Source organism: Staphylococcus caeli (assembly GCF_900097965.1).
In the GTDB taxonomy this organism is placed as follows: Bacteria; Bacillota; Bacilli; order Staphylococcales; family Staphylococcaceae; genus Staphylococcus; species Staphylococcus caeli.
Genome location: NZ_FMPG01000004.1, coordinates 1 through 16,342, shown reverse-complemented (window position 1 = coordinate 16,342; position 16,342 = coordinate 1). Strand labels below are relative to the sequence as shown.

The window sequence follows — 16,342 nt, the reverse complement described above, 5'->3', positions numbered from 1 at the left end:
AAATTAAAAAATTCCTTTCTTCTCAACACATTGCATGTGTTATGAAAGAAAGGAATTTTTTTGTAGTTATTTTTTTTCGTTCATATGTTTGTCGATACGCTCGGTGATATACACCCAGCCTTTCCAACCAATATGCACAGCATCACTTACAACATATGGTTCATAATCTTTATCTGTCATATTGTATGTGTGCCCACCATTATCTACAATTGTTTTATCAATTTTATTGTAAATTTTTTGACGTCTCTCTTTATGAATACCAATGTGGTCATACCATTTTCCATTAGAAGGTAAGATAATATATTCCACATCTGCGCCGCCTTCACGTAACGTGTCTACAAGTAATTTCAAGTCATCAAATTCAGGTGAATTTTGTCTAAATTCATAGTTTCGATTAATTTTACGTTTCTTCTGCTTGATTAAATTCCAATATTCATCTCGAATACCAAATTGGTTTGTCTTAGTATGTGCTTCACCATATGATTCAGCTTGTGACATCATGTTTTGCCATGAATCATTTTTTTGTGTCACTGGATCGATATGCGATACAGGTGAAGTTCTTAACGGATATACTGATTTAATCGCTTCAATTTTCTTCAATTGACTATCCTGGAAATGAGAAAGATACTGCTGATCTTTTTGTATGTGACCTGCTGCAACTTTTTCCAAATAAGGTCTGTTTTCAACGTCTTTAAACTGTAATAATCGTTTTGCGTAACGTTGTTTCAACTCTGGGCTTAATTGTTTTTGATTAAAAAGTTGATTCAATTGTGCCTTTGAAATGCGTGCTTTAAAATTATCGTGTGTCAATCCATGTTTTGTAAACCACTGTGGTGAAACGATAAAGGCCATCTTCTTGCCTTTTAAATTTCCATATTGCGAACCAAGTTCCACGGCATTAACTAAATCCGTTGAACCGCCCGTACCTATTAAAAATGGTTGTTTACTAACACCTTTACGACCATCTAGTAATAAGGCTGGGTTAAATGGGTCATCTTTTTCAAGTTCACTAGACCCATATATTGGATAATAGGCATTAGACTGATACATTTTATCTTGTATCAAAGTCCCTTTTAGTACTTGGTCTGTCAATGCAATGCGTTGCGTAGCTACAGTCTTAGAATTAACTAGACCTGTAAACCAACTTGCCGGGATTACTAGAAAAACACCAAATAATAACAGACTTACAATTATGGGTATAAACGGTTTCAATTTCATCGTAATTCTTCTAATACCGCAACGATCTTATTAGGTGTCGCCCATTCATCTCTGTCAAAATCCATAATTGAAACTTCGATATCTAGTTTATTTTGAATTTCTAGTAAAAGACCTACCGTTTGGAATGAATCAATAATACCTTCTTCGAAAAGCTCTACATCCGGGTTCTCTTTAACGACATTATTTTCAGCAACTTCAGCTAATAAATCTAATACTTCATCTCTAAATTCCATAAAAATTCCTCCTCATTTTTAAAACAGTTTTCCTGAAAATATAAGAAAACCGAACGTCACAAAATGGAATGTAACGATAATACTTAATGCAGTTGTAAATTGATTCGCCCATTTAGGTGGATGGCTTTTACGCCATTTTTCATAATAGCCATAACCGATAAATAAGACTGCATGATATAAACCATACAAAATATAATAAATCTCAATGCCGTGCCAAATACCCATAATTAAAAAGTTTAATGAAAAGGCAATGTTAGACATTGTAAATTGATTTTTTAACAGACGTTTTTTTGACATGAAGAATAGTGATCTCATGTAGATACAATCTCTAAACCAGAATGATAGCGACATGTGCCATCTATTCCAGAAATCTTTAATATTTTTAGCTTTAAAGGGTTGTTTAAAGTTCTGTGGTGTTTGAATTCCATATAAATAACTAAATGCCATTGCAAATAATGAATAACCTGCAAAATCAAAGAATAAATATAAGCTATATGCATACATGTACAACCATTTAGTTGTAAAACCTGTGAAATCTAACAATAATGGATTGATTGCATATACTTGAATCAAATACGCAATAATATATTTATACAAGAAACCTAACATAATATAATGTATTGCTTTGTGTAATAAAACTTGATAATTGTCGCTTGTCGGTATTTTACTTTCATCTTTAACAAATCGTTTATAACGATCAATTGGTCCAGATGAAATAGTAGGAAAGAATGAAATAAATTGGAATACTTTTCCTACTTTAACTTCTTTAATTGAACCATCTCTAATTTCCATCAAGAGTTGCACACTCTTGAATGTAACATATGAAATACCTAAAAACCCTATAAATTCAATAACTTTATTTTCATGAAGCTTTAATTGTGCAGCTCCAAACCAGGAACTTTGCATCACTTTAACTACAACTAATGGTAAGATTGACAAGACAATCACGGTTGCAAACTTACTAAATGAATTATTCTTCGCACGTGATTTCCAATAAAACATAATAATTGCGACTTGCCATAACAGATACAGCACAAAGTTTATGAATTGTACGCTCAAGTAGGGTTGACCAAACAAATCATGTTTATCTGAAGAAAATATCAGTACAATCATAATTGCTGTACTGATACCATTGTAAATACGACTGCGCTTGCCTGCTAACCCAAGTATAATTACTGGGATTAAGACGATGAATGCTATGAGGAAAAACGTAAATGTACCATATGGAATCATGCTAATACGTCCTCAGCAATCTGTTTGCGGTCTAATTTACCATTAGCTGTTAAAGGAAATTGTGATTTAAAAATAATTTTTCTAGGTATCATATATTCAGGCATTACTTGTTTCAATGCTTGCTTAATATCATGTATAACTGACTGCTCATCATCAATATCTAAAGGATTATTTAAAACAACCACACCTTGCAACTGTGTTACTTTGTTGTCTTTATAGACTGGCACAACAATTGCTTCTTTAACGATATCTACTTGGCGCATTTGGAATTCAATTTCTTCTAATTCCATGCGATAACCATTTAATTTAACTTGAAAATCGATTCTCCCCGTAATAAACCATTGATCATTTTCAAATACCGCTTTATCACCTGTATAATAATGCTTTTGCTGCTTGTCAGTTTTAAACACAGCTTGAGACCTTACTTCGTCTTTAACATAACCTTCGCTTACACATTTTCCAGCAATAACTAACTCGTCTTTATCAGCTAATGACAATGTCGTTCCAGGTCTTGGTAACCCAATAGGTAATGGATTATACTGTGCCAACACATCTTCTGTTATTTGAATGCTTGTCACTGCGACTGTAGCTTCAGTTGGGCCGTATGTGTTATAAATGTAAGCCGACGGAAAACGTTGAAGTAGCATCTTAGCCGTTCTATGTGCTAATATTTCACCACAGAAGAAAAATTCTTTTAAATTGCCATAGCTTGCTTCTGCTAAGTTAGGTAACATTAAACACATTTCCATAAATGAAGGTGTTGATACCCAGACATTAATTTTAGCTTCTTCTAGCATTTGATTTAATAGTTTTGGTTTATTAATCATCGTCTTATCTACTAAATGTAACGTCCCTGCTGTTGCTAAACATGGGTATATTGACATTACAGATAAATCGAATGAGAATGGTGCTTGGTTTAACCATTGTTGGTGATCTCCAAGTTGATTCAATGATACCATCCATTCTGTAAACTCATTCAAGCTTTCATAACGAATTTGTACACCCTTAGGTTCTCCTGTTGAACCAGAAGTGAAAATCGTATATGCAATATCGTCACCCTTCATTTGTGACTCGAATTCAGTAATTAGCGAATCTCGATTAAATACTGACGTATCCAACACTTCACAATTATTAAATTCCATTTGCGCTTCAGTTGTATTCAATATAAAACTCGGTTGTATTTTACCTATAATTGAATGAATGCGTTCCTCTGGAATTGAAGTATCTATAGGAACATAACCACAACCAGCTTTAATACTTGCAATCATGCCTACTATCATAAATGGCGACATATGTCCGTACACAATAAGTGGGCTTTGTGCATCTTTAATTACCTCTGCAAGTGTATTTGCATATTGATTTAATTGTCGATATGTGATGGTGTCTTCATTATGTTTAATCGCAATTTGTTCAGGGCAGTTGCGTTCATGTTCATTTAATGAATATAAAATATCTGTCATAATTTTCTCCTCAATCAAAATTCATTATAAATAAAGTTATTATGTGTGTCTCCAGAACCGTATATTAAATACAGTGCTATAAAAATTGCAAGATACAATAAAGTTAATAACCATGGTTTGATTTTTTGGTGTGTTGTTTTTTGTTCCATTGCTTTACGCATCTTCCACCTCTACATTTAATTTATTTATTATACTATTATATTATTAATGCATAATTATATTTTTGGTTGCAGTGCTATTTACACTAATTTAACAATTTACCAACTTATTATACATTTTTTAGCTTGATGTGACAATCGAATAAAGTATTTTATATATAACAAAAATGTTAGTTAGTTTTAAAAATTAAAGATTTCAAAACCCAATTTTTTACAATATAGGACTAACACCTGATACACGCTTTATCAGTGGTTCATCCTCATTTAGTGTTAAACACACACACTTTTAAAACATAAAAAACAACAGTGAAATATGCTTTCGACTGTTGCTTTTCGATTTTAATCTAGAAATCTATCATATGCTCTTATAAATTTTTTGTAAAGTTTTTGTAAAGTTGAATGATTGTAATTCATTAATTAGACATAATTGGCGTTTTTGGTTGCTCTTGATTGAACACACGTGAAATATTATCAACACAAAGTTGAATCATACGGTTTCTAGTCATTACCGAAGCACTTCCAATATGTGGAACGATGACCGCATTTGGCAACGCCAACAATGGATGTGACATATCAATCGGTTCTTCACGTAAGACATCTAACCCACATGCTGCAATTTGCTCATTTTGTAAAGCATGAACAAGTGCTTGTTCGTCAACGACTGCACCTCGCCCTATATTAATAAAGATTGCATCTTTTTTCATTTTTTCAAATGCTTGTGCATTAAACTTGTCCTTTGTATCATCAGTTAGAGGTGCTGTACAGATAACAAAATCACTTTGCTGTAATAATGTATCAAACGGAACATAAAGTGCACCGAGTGCTTCTTCGTCATCTTTATGTCTTGTGCGATTATGATACATAATATTCGTATTAAATCCTTTTAGACGGCGGGCAAATGCTTTGCCGATTTCACCCATACCATAAATGCCGACATTGGCGTTGTTCAAATCCTTACCAGCAAATAAATACGGACCCCAACTTTGCCATTCGCCGTTTTGTACATATTTTTCTGCTTCTACTATACGGCGTGCAACTGTCAACATGAGTGTAAAGCCGAGTTCTGCCGTAGTTTCTGTTAATACACCTGGTGTATTTGTAGCAATGATACCATTCTGGTTCACTAGGTTTATATCTATATTGTCATAACCTACCGCCATATTTGCGATTATTTTAAGATGTGGTGCTGCAGTTATGACTTCTTCATCTATTGTTTCACTTAACGTTATAAAGCAAGCAGTTGCATCTTGGATTGCCTCTAAAAATTGATCCCTAGGCATAGGCACAAGTGATTCATCCCACATTTCAACTTGCGCCACTGATTCTAATTGCGCTACAAATTGCTGTGGTATTTTTCTAGTAATGACAACCTTTTCCATACAATCACTCCTATTTTTCGAGTTCTTTAATTACTTCGTTTAAGTCCTTAAATGTATGCGTAGGTGGGACTGACTTCTGTTCTATCTCTTCTTTCGTCGTTACACCCGTTTGAACATGTATTGTATCAACATCAACATTGATTCCTGACATGATATCCGTATCATATAAATCGCCTACCATCGCTACTTCTGTACGGTCTAGTCCCAAAATATCTAACGCTTTATTCATGATGATGGGCTCGGGTTTCCCAATAAACACAGGTTGTACACCTGTAGAGACTGTAACCACACTCGTAATCGCCCCATTTCCTGGTAAAAACCCACGTTCTTTAGGTATCGACACATCTTGGTTCGTTGAAATAAACTTCGCACCTTGTCTTACACCTAACGTAGCGATGGCTAATTTTTCATAGGTAACCGCTTCATCCAATCCAATAACAACATAGTCAACGAATTCATCGTTTTTTAGTTCTAAACCATGTGAAGTCAGTGCATTTTTCAAGCCACTACCACCAAGCATATATACACTTGCACCCGGCGATGCTTCTGAAATAAATTCGGCTGTTGCCATAGCTGATGTCACCACTTCATTAGGCTGTGCAGAAATACCCATTTCCTTTAACTTCACTACGACTTCTTCAGGTTCTTTAGTAGAATTATTTGTTACATATAAATGAGGGATTTGATGCTGATTTAAATATTCGATAAATTGTGCGGCACCATCAATTTCTTCAGTGCCTTTATACATAGTGCCATCTAAATCTATCAGATAAGCTTTATAATTTTTCATAGTTACTTATTCTCCTTTTTTACCAAAAGCTGTAATTGGAACATTTTCATTTTCCAAAAATTGTATAACTTCCTCAATATATGATTGATAATAAGGTAATGCCTCATCAAACACAGGATGCAATGCTTGAGTATCCAATTCATCATAATAATGAACAAACTGCTTTCTTACATCAACCGTTTGATTAATGTGATCTTGCGTCTCTTTGGAGATCACTTTTTCTAAAGCCATGATATCAATTACATCTTTATAATTGCCTGGATCTCTCAAAATGAACGCATCGATAATCATGTTACCAATATCTACCGAAGATTCTATCAACATATGTGCAATACGTTCGAATGCATAATGATTATTTTTTGCTTGAGGATATTCATGGATTAATTGTTGTAAATAATTTAATTTTGTATTCAATTGTGTTTTGTTAACAAAATACATTTGCGTCACTCCTATCATTTTCATCATACCATACCTTTGCAGTCAAATTCATTTATGGTTATACTATAAATTAAGACTTTTTAGGCTACTTCAATATAGCTTAATTAAACATCTTTATTACAATCTCACAAGTCAGGAGTGTTTTGAAAATGATTGATATGTATCTATATGACGACGATGAATCTGCACAAGTACAATTTGTGGGGTTTGTAGGTGAACATAGCCGTTATGATTTAATGCTTGTTCAAACAGATCGTCATTTTGGGAAAACTATTGTTCTAAATATGCAAACTAACAAATTTGGTATTATTGGTCCCGATGATTTGGAAGAAGAAGGATACGTTGCACATATTCTTGGTGTTAATGAAGAGGAAGGCAACGAAATTTGGGAATATCTTAATGAAGTCATTCAATAATTGATCATATAAAAAACCAAAAGCAAGTTCGATATAACGAATTGATTATATCCTACCTTGCTTTTGGTTTATTTTGTTTAAAGTGTGTTATGCCCGTAATTGGACTAACCTATTACTTTTCAGTTTGTTGTATGCTAGGCTGAATTTTAACATCCTGTAATTTATTTTCTTCAAAATTAACTTCAATGTCTTCGTCGACTTGTATATCCACCTGCGACTTAATTTCATTGTCGCTTAATCGTCTTAGAATAAAATATGGACAACCAAAATTACAGTATTCTAATAAGTAATCTTGAATCGTTGAGAATCGTTTGCTTAATTCCGCCTTTTTATTACTATCTTTATAAAAACCTTTTAATCTCAACTGATCATATCCAAAGTCTCCAACGATAAAATCATATTTATCCAAGATGTCTGAATAGCGATTGGCAAATATTTCTTCATCAAAACATTCTCTGTGTTCTTCTATTATTTCAAAATAATGTTCGTTTACTTTTATCATTTTTCCACCTAATCTCATGTTGTCATTAAACTACTATTTCATAATTCATTTTTGACTCTAATATTCATTTACGAAATCGTAACGCTAATGACTTTTAACACTTATTTCTATCTAATTGTAATAAAGACTTAGTCCAAAAGTCATATGCTACGTTGCATCACAATCGCAATCGCTATAACTGAACTAAGTCTTCTACATTTACTCTATTTATTTAAATCGGTACCAATTTCAGTTCCAAGTTTTTCTTCACCAATACGATGTCTTTCTTTCGCTGCTTCATTAACTTGTTCATCTGCATGGTAAGAACTTCTTACAAGTGGTCCTGCTTGGCAATGCTTAAATCCTTTATCCATTGCTACTTTTCTTAATTTACCAAATTCTAATGGTGTATAGTATTTTTCAACTTTTAAGTGTTTACGTGATGGTTGTAAATATTGACCAATTGTTAATATGTCAACATCATTGGCACGAAGATCATCCATAGTCTCATAAATTTCTTCATGTGTTTCACCTAAACCAACCATTAAACTTGATTTTGTAGGGATATCAGGTTGCAATTCTTTTGAACGTCTTAAGAATTCTAATGTACGATCATAAGTCGCTCTAGCACGAACTCTCGGTGTCAAACGGCGGACTGTTTCGATGTTATGGTTTAAAATATCTGGTTTAGAAGCCATTAACGTTTCTAATGCATCATAGTCTCCACCCATATCGGAAGGTAAAATTTCAATAGATGTAAATGGATTACGCTCACGTACTTTTCGCACTGTTTCAGCATAAACATTTGATCCTGCATCTCTTAAATCATCACGAGCAACAGCTGTAATTACAACGTGTTTAAGGTTCATTAATTCTACAGATTCCGCCACGCGTTCTGGTTCATCTAAATCTAATTCGTTAGGTAAGCCTGTTTTAACAGCACAGAATCTACAAGCACGTGTACATACCGCACCTAGAATCATAAACGTCGCCGTACGACGCTCTCCCCAACATTCATGTATATTTGGACACTTTGCTTCTTCGCAAACTGTGTGTAAGTTCTTTTCGCGCATCATTTTCTTAAGACCAGTGTAGTTTTCGTTAGTGTTCAGCTTTATTTTCAACCAATCTGGTTTACGTAAAATTTCTTCATTTTTAGTAGCCATAACCGCACAATCCTCCTGATTTGAAATCTCTATCCATTATAACGAAATTTCACCTAAATTTAAACGTATTAATACTATATTTTAATATTCTAGTAGTTTTTCCTTAAAAATATCTCTTAAAAATTCAGGCATAAGATAGTCGATAGCATGTTCTTTTAACGTTGGGAAATATCGGCCGAACGTGTACATATCAACTGTACCCAGTATATAAGTTTGATCATTTTCAATCTCTTCACCATTAATAAAATAACGGGATTCTGATTCAATGAAACCAAGATTATAGAGAATATAACCTCCAAAAATGTCACCTCTAAAGCCTAAGCCCTGTGCATGTTCGTGAATATATTCTTGCTTTTGACTTTTGATAATGACTTGTTTCAATGCTTGTCCACTCAAGCGTATACGCACCATATTAATCGGATGCGGTAGCATTTGATGTATATCATATTCTGTAACACAGTCTGCGTCGATGCCTTTGACAATTAATCCTGCATTAATAATCGAACAATCTGCGTTCGTAAATTCAAATACACTTTCCGCCAACATATACGCCGTTTCTGAAATCATATTTGTCCTTCTCGGTAAACGAACAGGATGATCGATAACTGCATCGCTCAATAATGTCTTACCTTCCGCTTCATAGTTGGTCTCGACTTCTGGCAATGTGTCAACTGGATATATTGTTGCTGATTTACCGATAACTTTATGATTTTCAATGTCTAGTGTCACTTCACCTAGATAGTTGCCATATTTGCCAGCTGCTGCCATTAATACGCCATTTTGCACTTCTCCATTTTCAAAATAATGGTGTGTGTGGCTTCCAAGTATTAAATCAATTTCAGGGATTTCTTGGCACAGCTTTTCATCAAAGAATACACCTACATGGCTCATCACAACCAATACATCATATTCACCTGAATGGGTATATATTTCATCTTTTATTGCTTCTAGGGGATCTGTTACAACCCAATCCAAAGCTCTATAAAAAGGTGTAAACGGTGCAGTAGCCGCTACAAATAATATGCGTGTGTCTTCAATAACTTTAATGACGGAAGGCACAATATTTCTTGGCAATCGACCTTGTTCATCAAATACATTGGCACATGTCACATCAAACGTCGCTTGATCATACAACGTATTTAATGCGTCATGTGAAATTGTCATACCCTCATTATTGCCTATTGTTGCTATGTCACAGTGACTTTCATTCAGTAACTCAACATTCTTCAGGCCCATTGTCGCTTCTGTCACTGGTGCCGATAGGTCTACATGGTCACCGATATCTAAATAGAGGGAGGGATGCTGTAACTTTGGCCTCTCTTGTGCAAGATACTTTGTGATACGTGCATATTCATGGAGATGACTGTGTATATCATTTGTATGATAGATTGTTAATTTCATTTATGTTTCCCCACCCTTTATGTTATAAAAATGATTTAATAATTAAATATACACCCATAGCTAACATGACTGTTCTAAGTAGCGTTACGACAGTATCTGATTTGACTGATTGATTGACCTTTACGCCTATTTTGGCTCCAATATAGCTTGCAATTATTAAAATGATGGCATATAACCAAGCCACATGTCCTTGTACAATATGCCCTGCAGAACTCATCAAACTTGAAAAGAAAATCATCATCATACTCGTACCAACTGCAACATGTGGTGGAAATCTAAATACTATCAGCATTAATGGCGTCATTAACGCACCACCACCGATACCAAATAAGCCGGTTAATACGCCAATGAACAATGTTGCAATGAATGCGACGACTGGTGGTACATGATAATGATGCGTTTTCCCATGACCATCTACATATGTTCTTTCATATTTTGGCTTTTCAAATATTTTCAACGGTTTAATCTTATTACGAATCATAAGTATTATCGCAACAATAATTAAGAATATACCAAAATATAAATTAAAGGATTCTAACGTTAAATAGCGACTCAATATGGAACCTATTAAGGAACCTGGCAACAATCCAAATAAAAAGATAGAGCCATTTTTGACATCAACTTGCTTTGTTTTTAAATAGCCCATCGTTGATGATAAACCTGTTACGATTAAAATAACCGACGACGTACCAATTGCAATTTGTGGTGTAATGCCATGTAGTAAATCATTTTCTACACCAAGAAATACCAATATTGGAACGATAATAATGCCGCCACCTATACCAACTAATGAGCCTATAATCGCCGACAGACCACCAATTAAAACCAGTAATATAATTGTTAACATGTTTATCGCTCCTAAAATAATTTCAATTGCTGTGGCGCCAATCCTTCATAATCAATATCCAACAATCGCTGATATGTCTTCGCATTTTGCGCTGCATGACCACCAGAGTTATTGTTAAATACGACATATATGTTTTTAGCTTTTTGATCTAGTAATGTTACTTTCTGTGATAAGTCTTTTAATTCATGTTCGCTATAGTCATATAAATATCTGACATCTCGCCATGCCTCGTCTGTCATATCTTTTTTCGTCCAACCATGGATATTCCTACCATGATAACGCACAAACGCCGTTTCATGTGTAATGCGGTTAATCAGTGGTATCGATCCTTGACCTGCTTGGGGCTCATCACATACTGCATGAATAAGTTGTTGTTGTGTTAAAAAGGCTAGCGTATCTTCTTTGCGCTCAGTTTGAAACCACGATTGATTTCTAAATTCAATACACACCGGATAATCTTTTAATTGTTCCCGTACATATAGAATGTATTTTACATTTTGTGTATTACAATCAAACCACGGGGGAAACTGCACTAAAACCATCGCGAGTTTTCCTTCCGCCTTTAAAGGTTGTATCATTGCTTTAAATTGGTCAAATAATACCTGTCTTGTATCTGCAAAATCTTTATAATTAGCATGTAGTGTAAGTGCTTGATGTATCTTGACGATAAATTGAAATCGTTCTGGTGTTTCTCTTAACCATTTTTTTATGTTTCTTTCAGGCTGAATTGCATAATAAGAAGCATCAAGCTCTACGATGGGAAAGTGACTTGCATAAGTGACAAGTTTATCTGACTTTCGTTGTAGGTCTTGATATAACGAATCATGATCACCCCAACCTGTTAATCCAATATTAATCATAGTATCACCGATTTAATCATACCACAGATGAATTGTGAGATTCACTTGATTAAATTCACTATTTTATAACTGAAATTATTACCACTTTTCCATATTATATTTCGATAAACAAATAAAAAAGTAAGGCGACAATGAGATATGCTTTACCTCTCATCCTGACCTTACTTGTCGAATTCATAATTATGTTTGTTATGCTTCTATGAGTGTTCTTGCTTGTTGAATGATACCTTCTATTAGTTTTTGTGCTGTTACATGTTGTGCCAGCCTTGGACTTTGACCACTCCAAAGATGTGTCCATTGAGAATCTCCGGCTTGTGCTGCAGCTTTTCTTAGCGTTGTCGTCAATTGATTTTGAATTGGATAGTCTGGAATTTCACCATCGTATTGGTTTAATGTTTCAATAAACGTATTATTAATACCTCTCGCAGGTTTACCAGTAAAAACATTTGTAACAACACTATCTGTCTCTTTACTTTGGATAATAACATCTTTATATAACTGACTCGCACCACTTTCTGCTGTTGTTAAGAAGGCTGTACCCATCTGAATCGCTTCAGCACCTAGCGCCATGCTCGCAACTAGACCTCTGCTGTCCATGATACCACCTGCTGCTACCACTGGAATGCTCACAGCATCAACAATTTGCGGCACTAAAGACATCGTACCAATGAGTGGCGTATATTGATTTGCCGTTTCAATAAACGCACCACGATGTCCACCAGCTTCACTACCTTGTGCAATGACAACATCCATACCTGCTCGTTCGTTTGCAATAGCTTCTTCTACGCTAGTCGCCGTACCAATTAACATAATTTGATGCGCTTTTAATCGTTCAACAACCTTTGCATCAGGAACACCAAATGTAAATGAAACAATAGGTACATCTTTTTCAATTATTATGCGAATAGCATCTTCAAATTGTTGTTGTTCACCTAGATTGACCACCGGTTCCTCTAAATGAAATGCGCGACGATACGGTTTTAACCATGCATTCATATGTTCTACTTTTTCAGGTATATATGTTTTTTCACTTGGGACAAAGACATTGACCGCATAAGGCGCATCCGTCAATGCTTGAACTGCTGCAATTTCTTGTTCCAACCTATCAGCACTAAAATAACCTGCACCTATAGAACCTAATCCACCTGCGTTACTAACTGCTGCAACGAGTTCTGGTGTAGTTGAACCAGCCATTCCTGCTTGAATAATTGGGCACTGTATGTTCAACATTTTTGTTAATCTAGAAGTTAATTTCATTGCATTGACCCCTTTCTCATTATTGCTTTTAACATATTGTTAGCGCGTTGTTCTTTGGTTAACTTTTGGTTGTGCTGCTAACTTTTCATTTTCCTCTTCATCCATCTCATCTTCAATTTCCATACCTAGCATTTCTTCAATTAAGTCTTCGTGCGAAACAATCGCATCAGTACCACCAAATTCATCTAGGACAATCGCCAAATGTTTACGTGATACTGTCATCTTTCTTAATACCCATTCTGCACGATTATGCTCATTTACAAATAATGGCGCAGAAGTATATTTTAAAATATCGTTACTTGGCTCACGACTCCATGCAAGTAAATATTTGGAATGGAAGACACCAATGATATCATCAATATCATCACCATAAACCGGATATCTCGTATACGGATTAGAAACGACCGTCTCGTACGCTTCTTCATAAGAAATGTCTGAAGGAAATGCCGTCACATTGATACGTGGTGTGGTATCAATATCTGTAATCTTCAACCTTTCAAAATCCATAACACCTTGAATACGATTGCGCTCCATTTCATTAAATGCGCCTTCACTACCAGCAATGGTTACCATCTGTCTAATCTCTTCCTTGGAATATCGTTGTTGCTCTTCCTGTCCCTTAGATAAAAATTGGTTAATTGTATCAGTAATACCATTTAGAATTATTGTAATGGGTTTAAATATTAAGACGAAAAACGATATAGGTGTATACACTAAGCGTGAAATTCTATCTGGGTATGTAGCTGCAATTGACTTAGGAATCACTTCTGATATAACAATGATTACTACTGTTGTTACTGCTGTTGCAATCCCAACATTTAAACCTATATCTACTGCTAAGATTGTAACTAATGTAGGTAAAATAATATTAGCAATATTATTTCCTATCAGTATTGCAGTGATAAATTCACTTGGTTTTGTTAATAATTTTGATAATTTCCCCGCTTTTTTATTTCCCTCTTGAGCATCTGTTTGTATTTTCATCCTGTTTGCAGCAGTTAATGCAGTTTCACTTCCCGAAAAGAAAAATGAAGCAAACAAAAGTATGATTATACCAATAACCATAAATTCATGACTCCTTTAATAAGCTTTATTAATAAATTCACTTTCATATTATTTCCCACTTTAATAACTTTATAAACGCATTGTTCTTGGGTTATGATACATTGCCGCTCAATAAAAAAGTCATATTTAATAACTATTACATACAAATAAATATGTTATGATAAGAAAAATATTATAAAAATGGAGTTGTTCATATGGCTAAGGTAACGCAGTGCCAAAGTTGTGGGATGCCTATAGATAAAAAAACGCCTGCAGGAACAGAAAGTGATGGTTCAGCCTCAGAAAAATATTGTCACCATTGTTATCAAAATGGTTCATTTACTTTGAACCTTGGATTTGACGATATGTACGAGTATAATCTAAAAAGATTTCAAGAATCAGACATGAATAAAATACAAAAATTCTTTTTAAACAAAATGTATACTAAAAAATTCATGGCCAAGTTAGATCGCTGGAAATAACACACATGAATAGCATGCAAAAGTACCAAATAAATTGACTTATTTAAGCCACTTTCACAAAATTGCTCTTAAGTTAAAAACAACTATAAACAAACACATAGTCAGTTCAGTCTTAGTAAATATTATTTTATAAATTCTCAAACTGTTGGCTGTTTTATTTTAAACACTCTCTTTTATAATTTGGAATATAAAAAGAGAGTGAACGCACGAAATCATAACGGTTAACTTGATTTCATTCGATTACTCCCTTTGTTTAGGCTGTTATAGTTAAATAATATAATAGTAGTGTTACTAAAAAATCCCTTTTTACGCAAAGATAATGTTCTACAATTTAAAATAACTTAGCTCATAATTTTTTCAAATTTAAAGAACTCAAATTCTTTTTGCAAGCCATTCACATCAAACATCTCTTTATAAAATCCTGTGATATGAAAATTGCATTTATTTATGTAGAAATGGATATTACGCTTTTCAAAATAAGGTGTATGTAACTCCCAAACTTTAGTTTTTGGAAAATGATTTTCAATCGCTTTCCAAACTTTAGTCCCAATCCCTTGGCCATGTGCATTATCATTAATATATAATGTATCGACATGACTTCTTTTATTTTCTTTATCAATTTCAAAGATAGCACCACCAATATTCCTACCATTTAAATAAAAATAATAAATATGAGGATTATCTGAATAAAAAGATTCATTATAATCTTGTTCTGATGGGATCGGTGCAAAATTTTCTGGATATTCTTGTTCTGGGAAAGTTGCTTGGAGACCCTTCAAAAATGATAATGAAGATTGTTTTTTGAAAGCTTCGAATTCATCCTTTTTAACGCGTATTAATTCTATCTCATCAAATCTTTGCTCTGCCACGTTTTATGACTCCCCTCAAAAAATAGAAAATATTAATTCATTGCATTTTGTTATTCTCAAAATAAAAATGCTTAAATGTTAGAAATAATTTAATCTAATGAGAACCTTTTTAAAAAATAAAGAGAAAATACCAGTACTATAATAGCAACAGCTAAACCTATCGTTGTAGGCGCACTATAATGATCTGCAATAATATATCTAACAATTGCTGTTATTGCGGCATAAATAAAATATTGCATTGAAAAGTGATAATTTTTCTTAAAATACTGAACAATTAATAGTATAAACTCAATATACAAGAATGAGATTAAAAGTTTTTCAATCATATAATCATATTGAATATTACTATTACTTATAAATATTCCATTAATCATGCTAATACATTCTTTAAATAGAAAGATAACCAATATTAGTGCTATTGTTGCAATAAACATATTTAATATTAACATTAAAAACATACTAAAGATTTCTGCAGCATTCTTTTTATTATGGCTCTTTGTCAATAACGGTTGGTCTATAAAAAATGAATATATTTGATGCATCAAGCAACTTTTGAATGTTGCTTGATGTGTTTTTTATGTTCAGAGACAAATAATCTAGAAATTATAAG

General features: G+C 33.7%; 19 protein-coding genes. 2 read left to right on the top strand and 17 right to left on the bottom strand.

Annotated features, from left to right (window positions below; genetic code table 11):
- Positions 1-66: 66 nt before the first annotated feature.
- From dltD to BJS11_RS06155, 8 genes are all read right to left on the bottom strand, one after another.
- Positions 67-1,218 carry a D-alanyl-lipoteichoic acid biosynthesis protein DltD gene (gene dltD, locus BJS11_RS06190; protein ID WP_069994971.1) on the bottom strand — a complete coding sequence of 384 codons (1,152 nt, stop codon included), beginning with the start codon at positions 1,216-1,218 and terminating at the stop codon, positions 67-69.
- On the bottom strand, positions 1,215-1,451 hold the full coding sequence (gene dltC, locus BJS11_RS06185; protein WP_069994972.1) for a D-alanine--poly(phosphoribitol) ligase subunit 2: 237 nt from the start codon (positions 1,449-1,451) through the stop codon (positions 1,215-1,217). The genes dltD and dltC overlap by 4 nt, the downstream gene beginning before the upstream one ends.
- An 18-nt stretch (positions 1,452-1,469) precedes the next feature.
- Positions 1,470-2,684, bottom strand: a complete 1,215-nt coding sequence (gene dltB, locus BJS11_RS06180) for a D-alanyl-lipoteichoic acid biosynthesis protein DltB (protein WP_069994973.1) — start codon at positions 2,682-2,684, stop codon at positions 1,470-1,472.
- Positions 2,681-4,144, bottom strand: a complete 1,464-nt coding sequence (gene dltA / locus BJS11_RS06175) for a D-alanine--poly(phosphoribitol) ligase subunit DltA (RefSeq protein ID WP_069994974.1) — start codon at positions 4,142-4,144, stop codon at positions 2,681-2,683. The genes dltB and dltA overlap by 4 nt, the downstream gene beginning before the upstream one ends.
- A gap of 14 nt (positions 4,145-4,158) precedes the next feature.
- The gene (locus BJS11_RS06170) at positions 4,159-4,305 is read right to left on the bottom strand and encodes a teichoic acid D-Ala incorporation-associated protein DltX (protein ID WP_069994975.1); all 147 of its coding nucleotides are present in this window, start codon (positions 4,303-4,305) and stop codon (positions 4,159-4,161) included.
- A 410-nt stretch (positions 4,306-4,715) separates the two neighbouring features.
- Positions 4,716-5,681 (bottom strand): 2-hydroxyacid dehydrogenase, encoded by a 966-nt coding sequence (locus tag BJS11_RS06165; RefSeq protein WP_069994976.1) that lies wholly within the window; start codon positions 5,679-5,681, stop codon positions 4,716-4,718.
- 10 nt (positions 5,682-5,691) lie between these two features.
- Positions 5,692-6,471: a 5' nucleotidase NucF gene (gene nucF, locus BJS11_RS06160; protein ID WP_069994977.1), complete on the bottom strand. Its 780-nt coding sequence runs from the start codon at positions 6,469-6,471 to the stop codon at positions 5,692-5,694.
- A gap of 6 nt (positions 6,472-6,477) precedes the next feature.
- Positions 6,478-6,909, bottom strand: a complete 432-nt coding sequence (locus tag BJS11_RS06155; protein WP_069994978.1) for a DUF86 domain-containing protein — start codon at positions 6,907-6,909, stop codon at positions 6,478-6,480.
- A gap of 149 nt (positions 6,910-7,058) precedes the next feature.
- Here BJS11_RS06155 and BJS11_RS06150 point away from each other — a divergent pair, with 149 nt between their 5' ends.
- Positions 7,059-7,325 carry a DUF3055 domain-containing protein gene (locus tag BJS11_RS06150; RefSeq protein WP_069994979.1) on the top strand — a complete coding sequence of 89 codons (267 nt, stop codon included), beginning with the start codon at positions 7,059-7,061 and terminating at the stop codon, positions 7,323-7,325.
- A 112-nt stretch (positions 7,326-7,437) separates the two neighbouring features.
- Here BJS11_RS06150 and BJS11_RS06145 read toward each other — a convergent pair whose 3' ends face one another.
- The 7 genes from BJS11_RS06145 to BJS11_RS06115 all read right to left on the bottom strand — a co-directional run bounded on the left by BJS11_RS06145 (position 7,438) and on the right by BJS11_RS06115 (position 14,402).
- Positions 7,438-7,827: a YutD family protein gene (locus BJS11_RS06145; protein WP_069994980.1), complete on the bottom strand. Its 390-nt coding sequence runs from the start codon at positions 7,825-7,827 to the stop codon at positions 7,438-7,440.
- Positions 7,828-8,030: 203 nt separating this feature from the next.
- Positions 8,031-8,972 carry a lipoyl synthase gene (gene lipA / locus BJS11_RS06140; protein WP_069994981.1) on the bottom strand — a complete coding sequence of 314 codons (942 nt, stop codon included), beginning with the start codon at positions 8,970-8,972 and terminating at the stop codon, positions 8,031-8,033.
- Positions 8,973-9,053: 81 nt separating this feature from the next.
- A complete protein-coding gene (locus BJS11_RS06135) occupies positions 9,054-10,373 on the bottom strand; it encodes a bifunctional metallophosphatase/5'-nucleotidase (RefSeq protein ID WP_069994982.1) in 1,320 nt (439 codons plus the stop codon).
- 22 nt (positions 10,374-10,395) lie between these two features.
- Complete coding sequence (locus BJS11_RS06130) at positions 10,396-11,220, bottom strand: sulfite exporter TauE/SafE family protein (RefSeq protein ID WP_069994983.1); 825 nt, start codon at positions 11,218-11,220, stop codon at positions 10,396-10,398.
- Between the two features lie 11 nt (positions 11,221-11,231).
- Positions 11,232-12,080, bottom strand: coding sequence for a DUF72 domain-containing protein (locus BJS11_RS06125; RefSeq protein ID WP_069994984.1), 849 nt, complete (start codon positions 12,078-12,080; stop codon positions 11,232-11,234).
- A gap of 189 nt (positions 12,081-12,269) precedes the next feature.
- Positions 12,270-13,337 (bottom strand): NAD(P)H-dependent flavin oxidoreductase, encoded by a 1,068-nt coding sequence (locus BJS11_RS06120; protein ID WP_069994985.1) that lies wholly within the window; start codon positions 13,335-13,337, stop codon positions 12,270-12,272.
- A 39-nt stretch (positions 13,338-13,376) separates the two neighbouring features.
- Positions 13,377-14,402, bottom strand: a complete 1,026-nt coding sequence (locus tag BJS11_RS06115; protein WP_069994986.1) for a hemolysin family protein — start codon at positions 14,400-14,402, stop codon at positions 13,377-13,379.
- A 194-nt stretch (positions 14,403-14,596) separates the two neighbouring features.
- On the opposite strand from BJS11_RS06115, the gene BJS11_RS06110 reads away from it, so the two are divergent.
- Positions 14,597-14,863 (top strand): zinc ribbon domain-containing protein, encoded by a 267-nt coding sequence (locus BJS11_RS06110; protein WP_042363035.1) that lies wholly within the window; start codon positions 14,597-14,599, stop codon positions 14,861-14,863.
- A gap of 341 nt (positions 14,864-15,204) precedes the next feature.
- Here the strand turns inward: BJS11_RS06110 and BJS11_RS06105 are convergent, their stop codons facing one another.
- Together BJS11_RS06105 and BJS11_RS06100 are read right to left on the bottom strand one after the other, a co-directional pair.
- A complete protein-coding gene (locus BJS11_RS06105) occupies positions 15,205-15,732 on the bottom strand; it encodes a GNAT family N-acetyltransferase (protein ID WP_069994987.1) in 528 nt (175 codons plus the stop codon).
- Positions 15,733-15,821: 89 nt separating this feature from the next.
- The gene (locus BJS11_RS06100; RefSeq protein WP_245167083.1) at positions 15,822-16,274 is read right to left on the bottom strand and encodes a phosphate-starvation-inducible protein PsiE; all 453 of its coding nucleotides are present in this window, start codon (positions 16,272-16,274) and stop codon (positions 15,822-15,824) included.
- Positions 16,275-16,342: the final 68 nt, after the last annotated feature.

Excerpts from the sequence above, each read along its gene's own strand:
- BJS11_RS06125 (WP_069994984.1), bottom strand. The coding sequence starts at position 12,080 with ATGATTAATATTGGATTAACAGGTTGGGGTGATCATGATTCGTTATAT.
- lipA (WP_069994981.1), bottom strand. The coding sequence starts at position 8,972 with ATGGCTACTAAAAATGAAGAAATTTTACGTAAACCAGATTGGTTGAAA.
- BJS11_RS06135 (WP_069994982.1), bottom strand. The coding sequence starts at position 10,373 with ATGAAATTAACAATCTATCATACAAATGATATACACAGTCATCTCCAT.
- BJS11_RS06110 (WP_042363035.1), top strand. The coding sequence starts at position 14,597 with ATGGCTAAGGTAACGCAGTGCCAAAGTTGTGGGATGCCTATAGATAAA.
- dltA (WP_069994974.1), bottom strand. The coding sequence starts at position 4,144 with ATGACAGATATTTTATATTCATTAAATGAACATGAACGCAACTGCCCT.
- dltD (WP_069994971.1), bottom strand. The coding sequence starts at position 1,218 with ATGAAATTGAAACCGTTTATACCCATAATTGTAAGTCTGTTATTATTT.
- BJS11_RS06170 (WP_069994975.1), bottom strand. The coding sequence starts at position 4,305 with ATGCGTAAAGCAATGGAACAAAAAACAACACACCAAAAAATCAAACCA.
- BJS11_RS06130 (WP_069994983.1), bottom strand. The coding sequence starts at position 11,220 with ATGTTAACAATTATATTACTGGTTTTAATTGGTGGTCTGTCGGCGATT.
- dltB (WP_069994973.1), bottom strand. The coding sequence starts at position 2,684 with ATGATTCCATATGGTACATTTACGTTTTTCCTCATAGCATTCATCGTC.
- BJS11_RS06145 (WP_069994980.1), bottom strand. The coding sequence starts at position 7,827 with ATGATAAAAGTAAACGAACATTATTTTGAAATAATAGAAGAACACAGA.
- BJS11_RS06165 (WP_069994976.1), bottom strand. The coding sequence starts at position 5,681 with ATGGAAAAGGTTGTCATTACTAGAAAAATACCACAGCAATTTGTAGCG.
- nucF (WP_069994977.1), bottom strand. The coding sequence starts at position 6,471 with ATGAAAAATTATAAAGCTTATCTGATAGATTTAGATGGCACTATGTAT.
- BJS11_RS06120 (WP_069994985.1), bottom strand. The coding sequence starts at position 13,337 with ATGAAATTAACTTCTAGATTAACAAAAATGTTGAACATACAGTGCCCA.
- BJS11_RS06115 (WP_069994986.1), bottom strand. The coding sequence starts at position 14,402 with ATGGTTATTGGTATAATCATACTTTTGTTTGCTTCATTTTTCTTTTCG.
- BJS11_RS06150 (WP_069994979.1), top strand. The coding sequence starts at position 7,059 with ATGATTGATATGTATCTATATGACGACGATGAATCTGCACAAGTACAA.
- BJS11_RS06155 (WP_069994978.1), bottom strand. The coding sequence starts at position 6,909 with ATGTATTTTGTTAACAAAACACAATTGAATACAAAATTAAATTATTTA.
- BJS11_RS06100 (WP_245167083.1), bottom strand. The coding sequence starts at position 16,274 with ATGCATCAAATATATTCATTTTTTATAGACCAACCGTTATTGACAAAG.
- dltC (WP_069994972.1), bottom strand. The coding sequence starts at position 1,451 with ATGGAATTTAGAGATGAAGTATTAGATTTATTAGCTGAAGTTGCTGAA.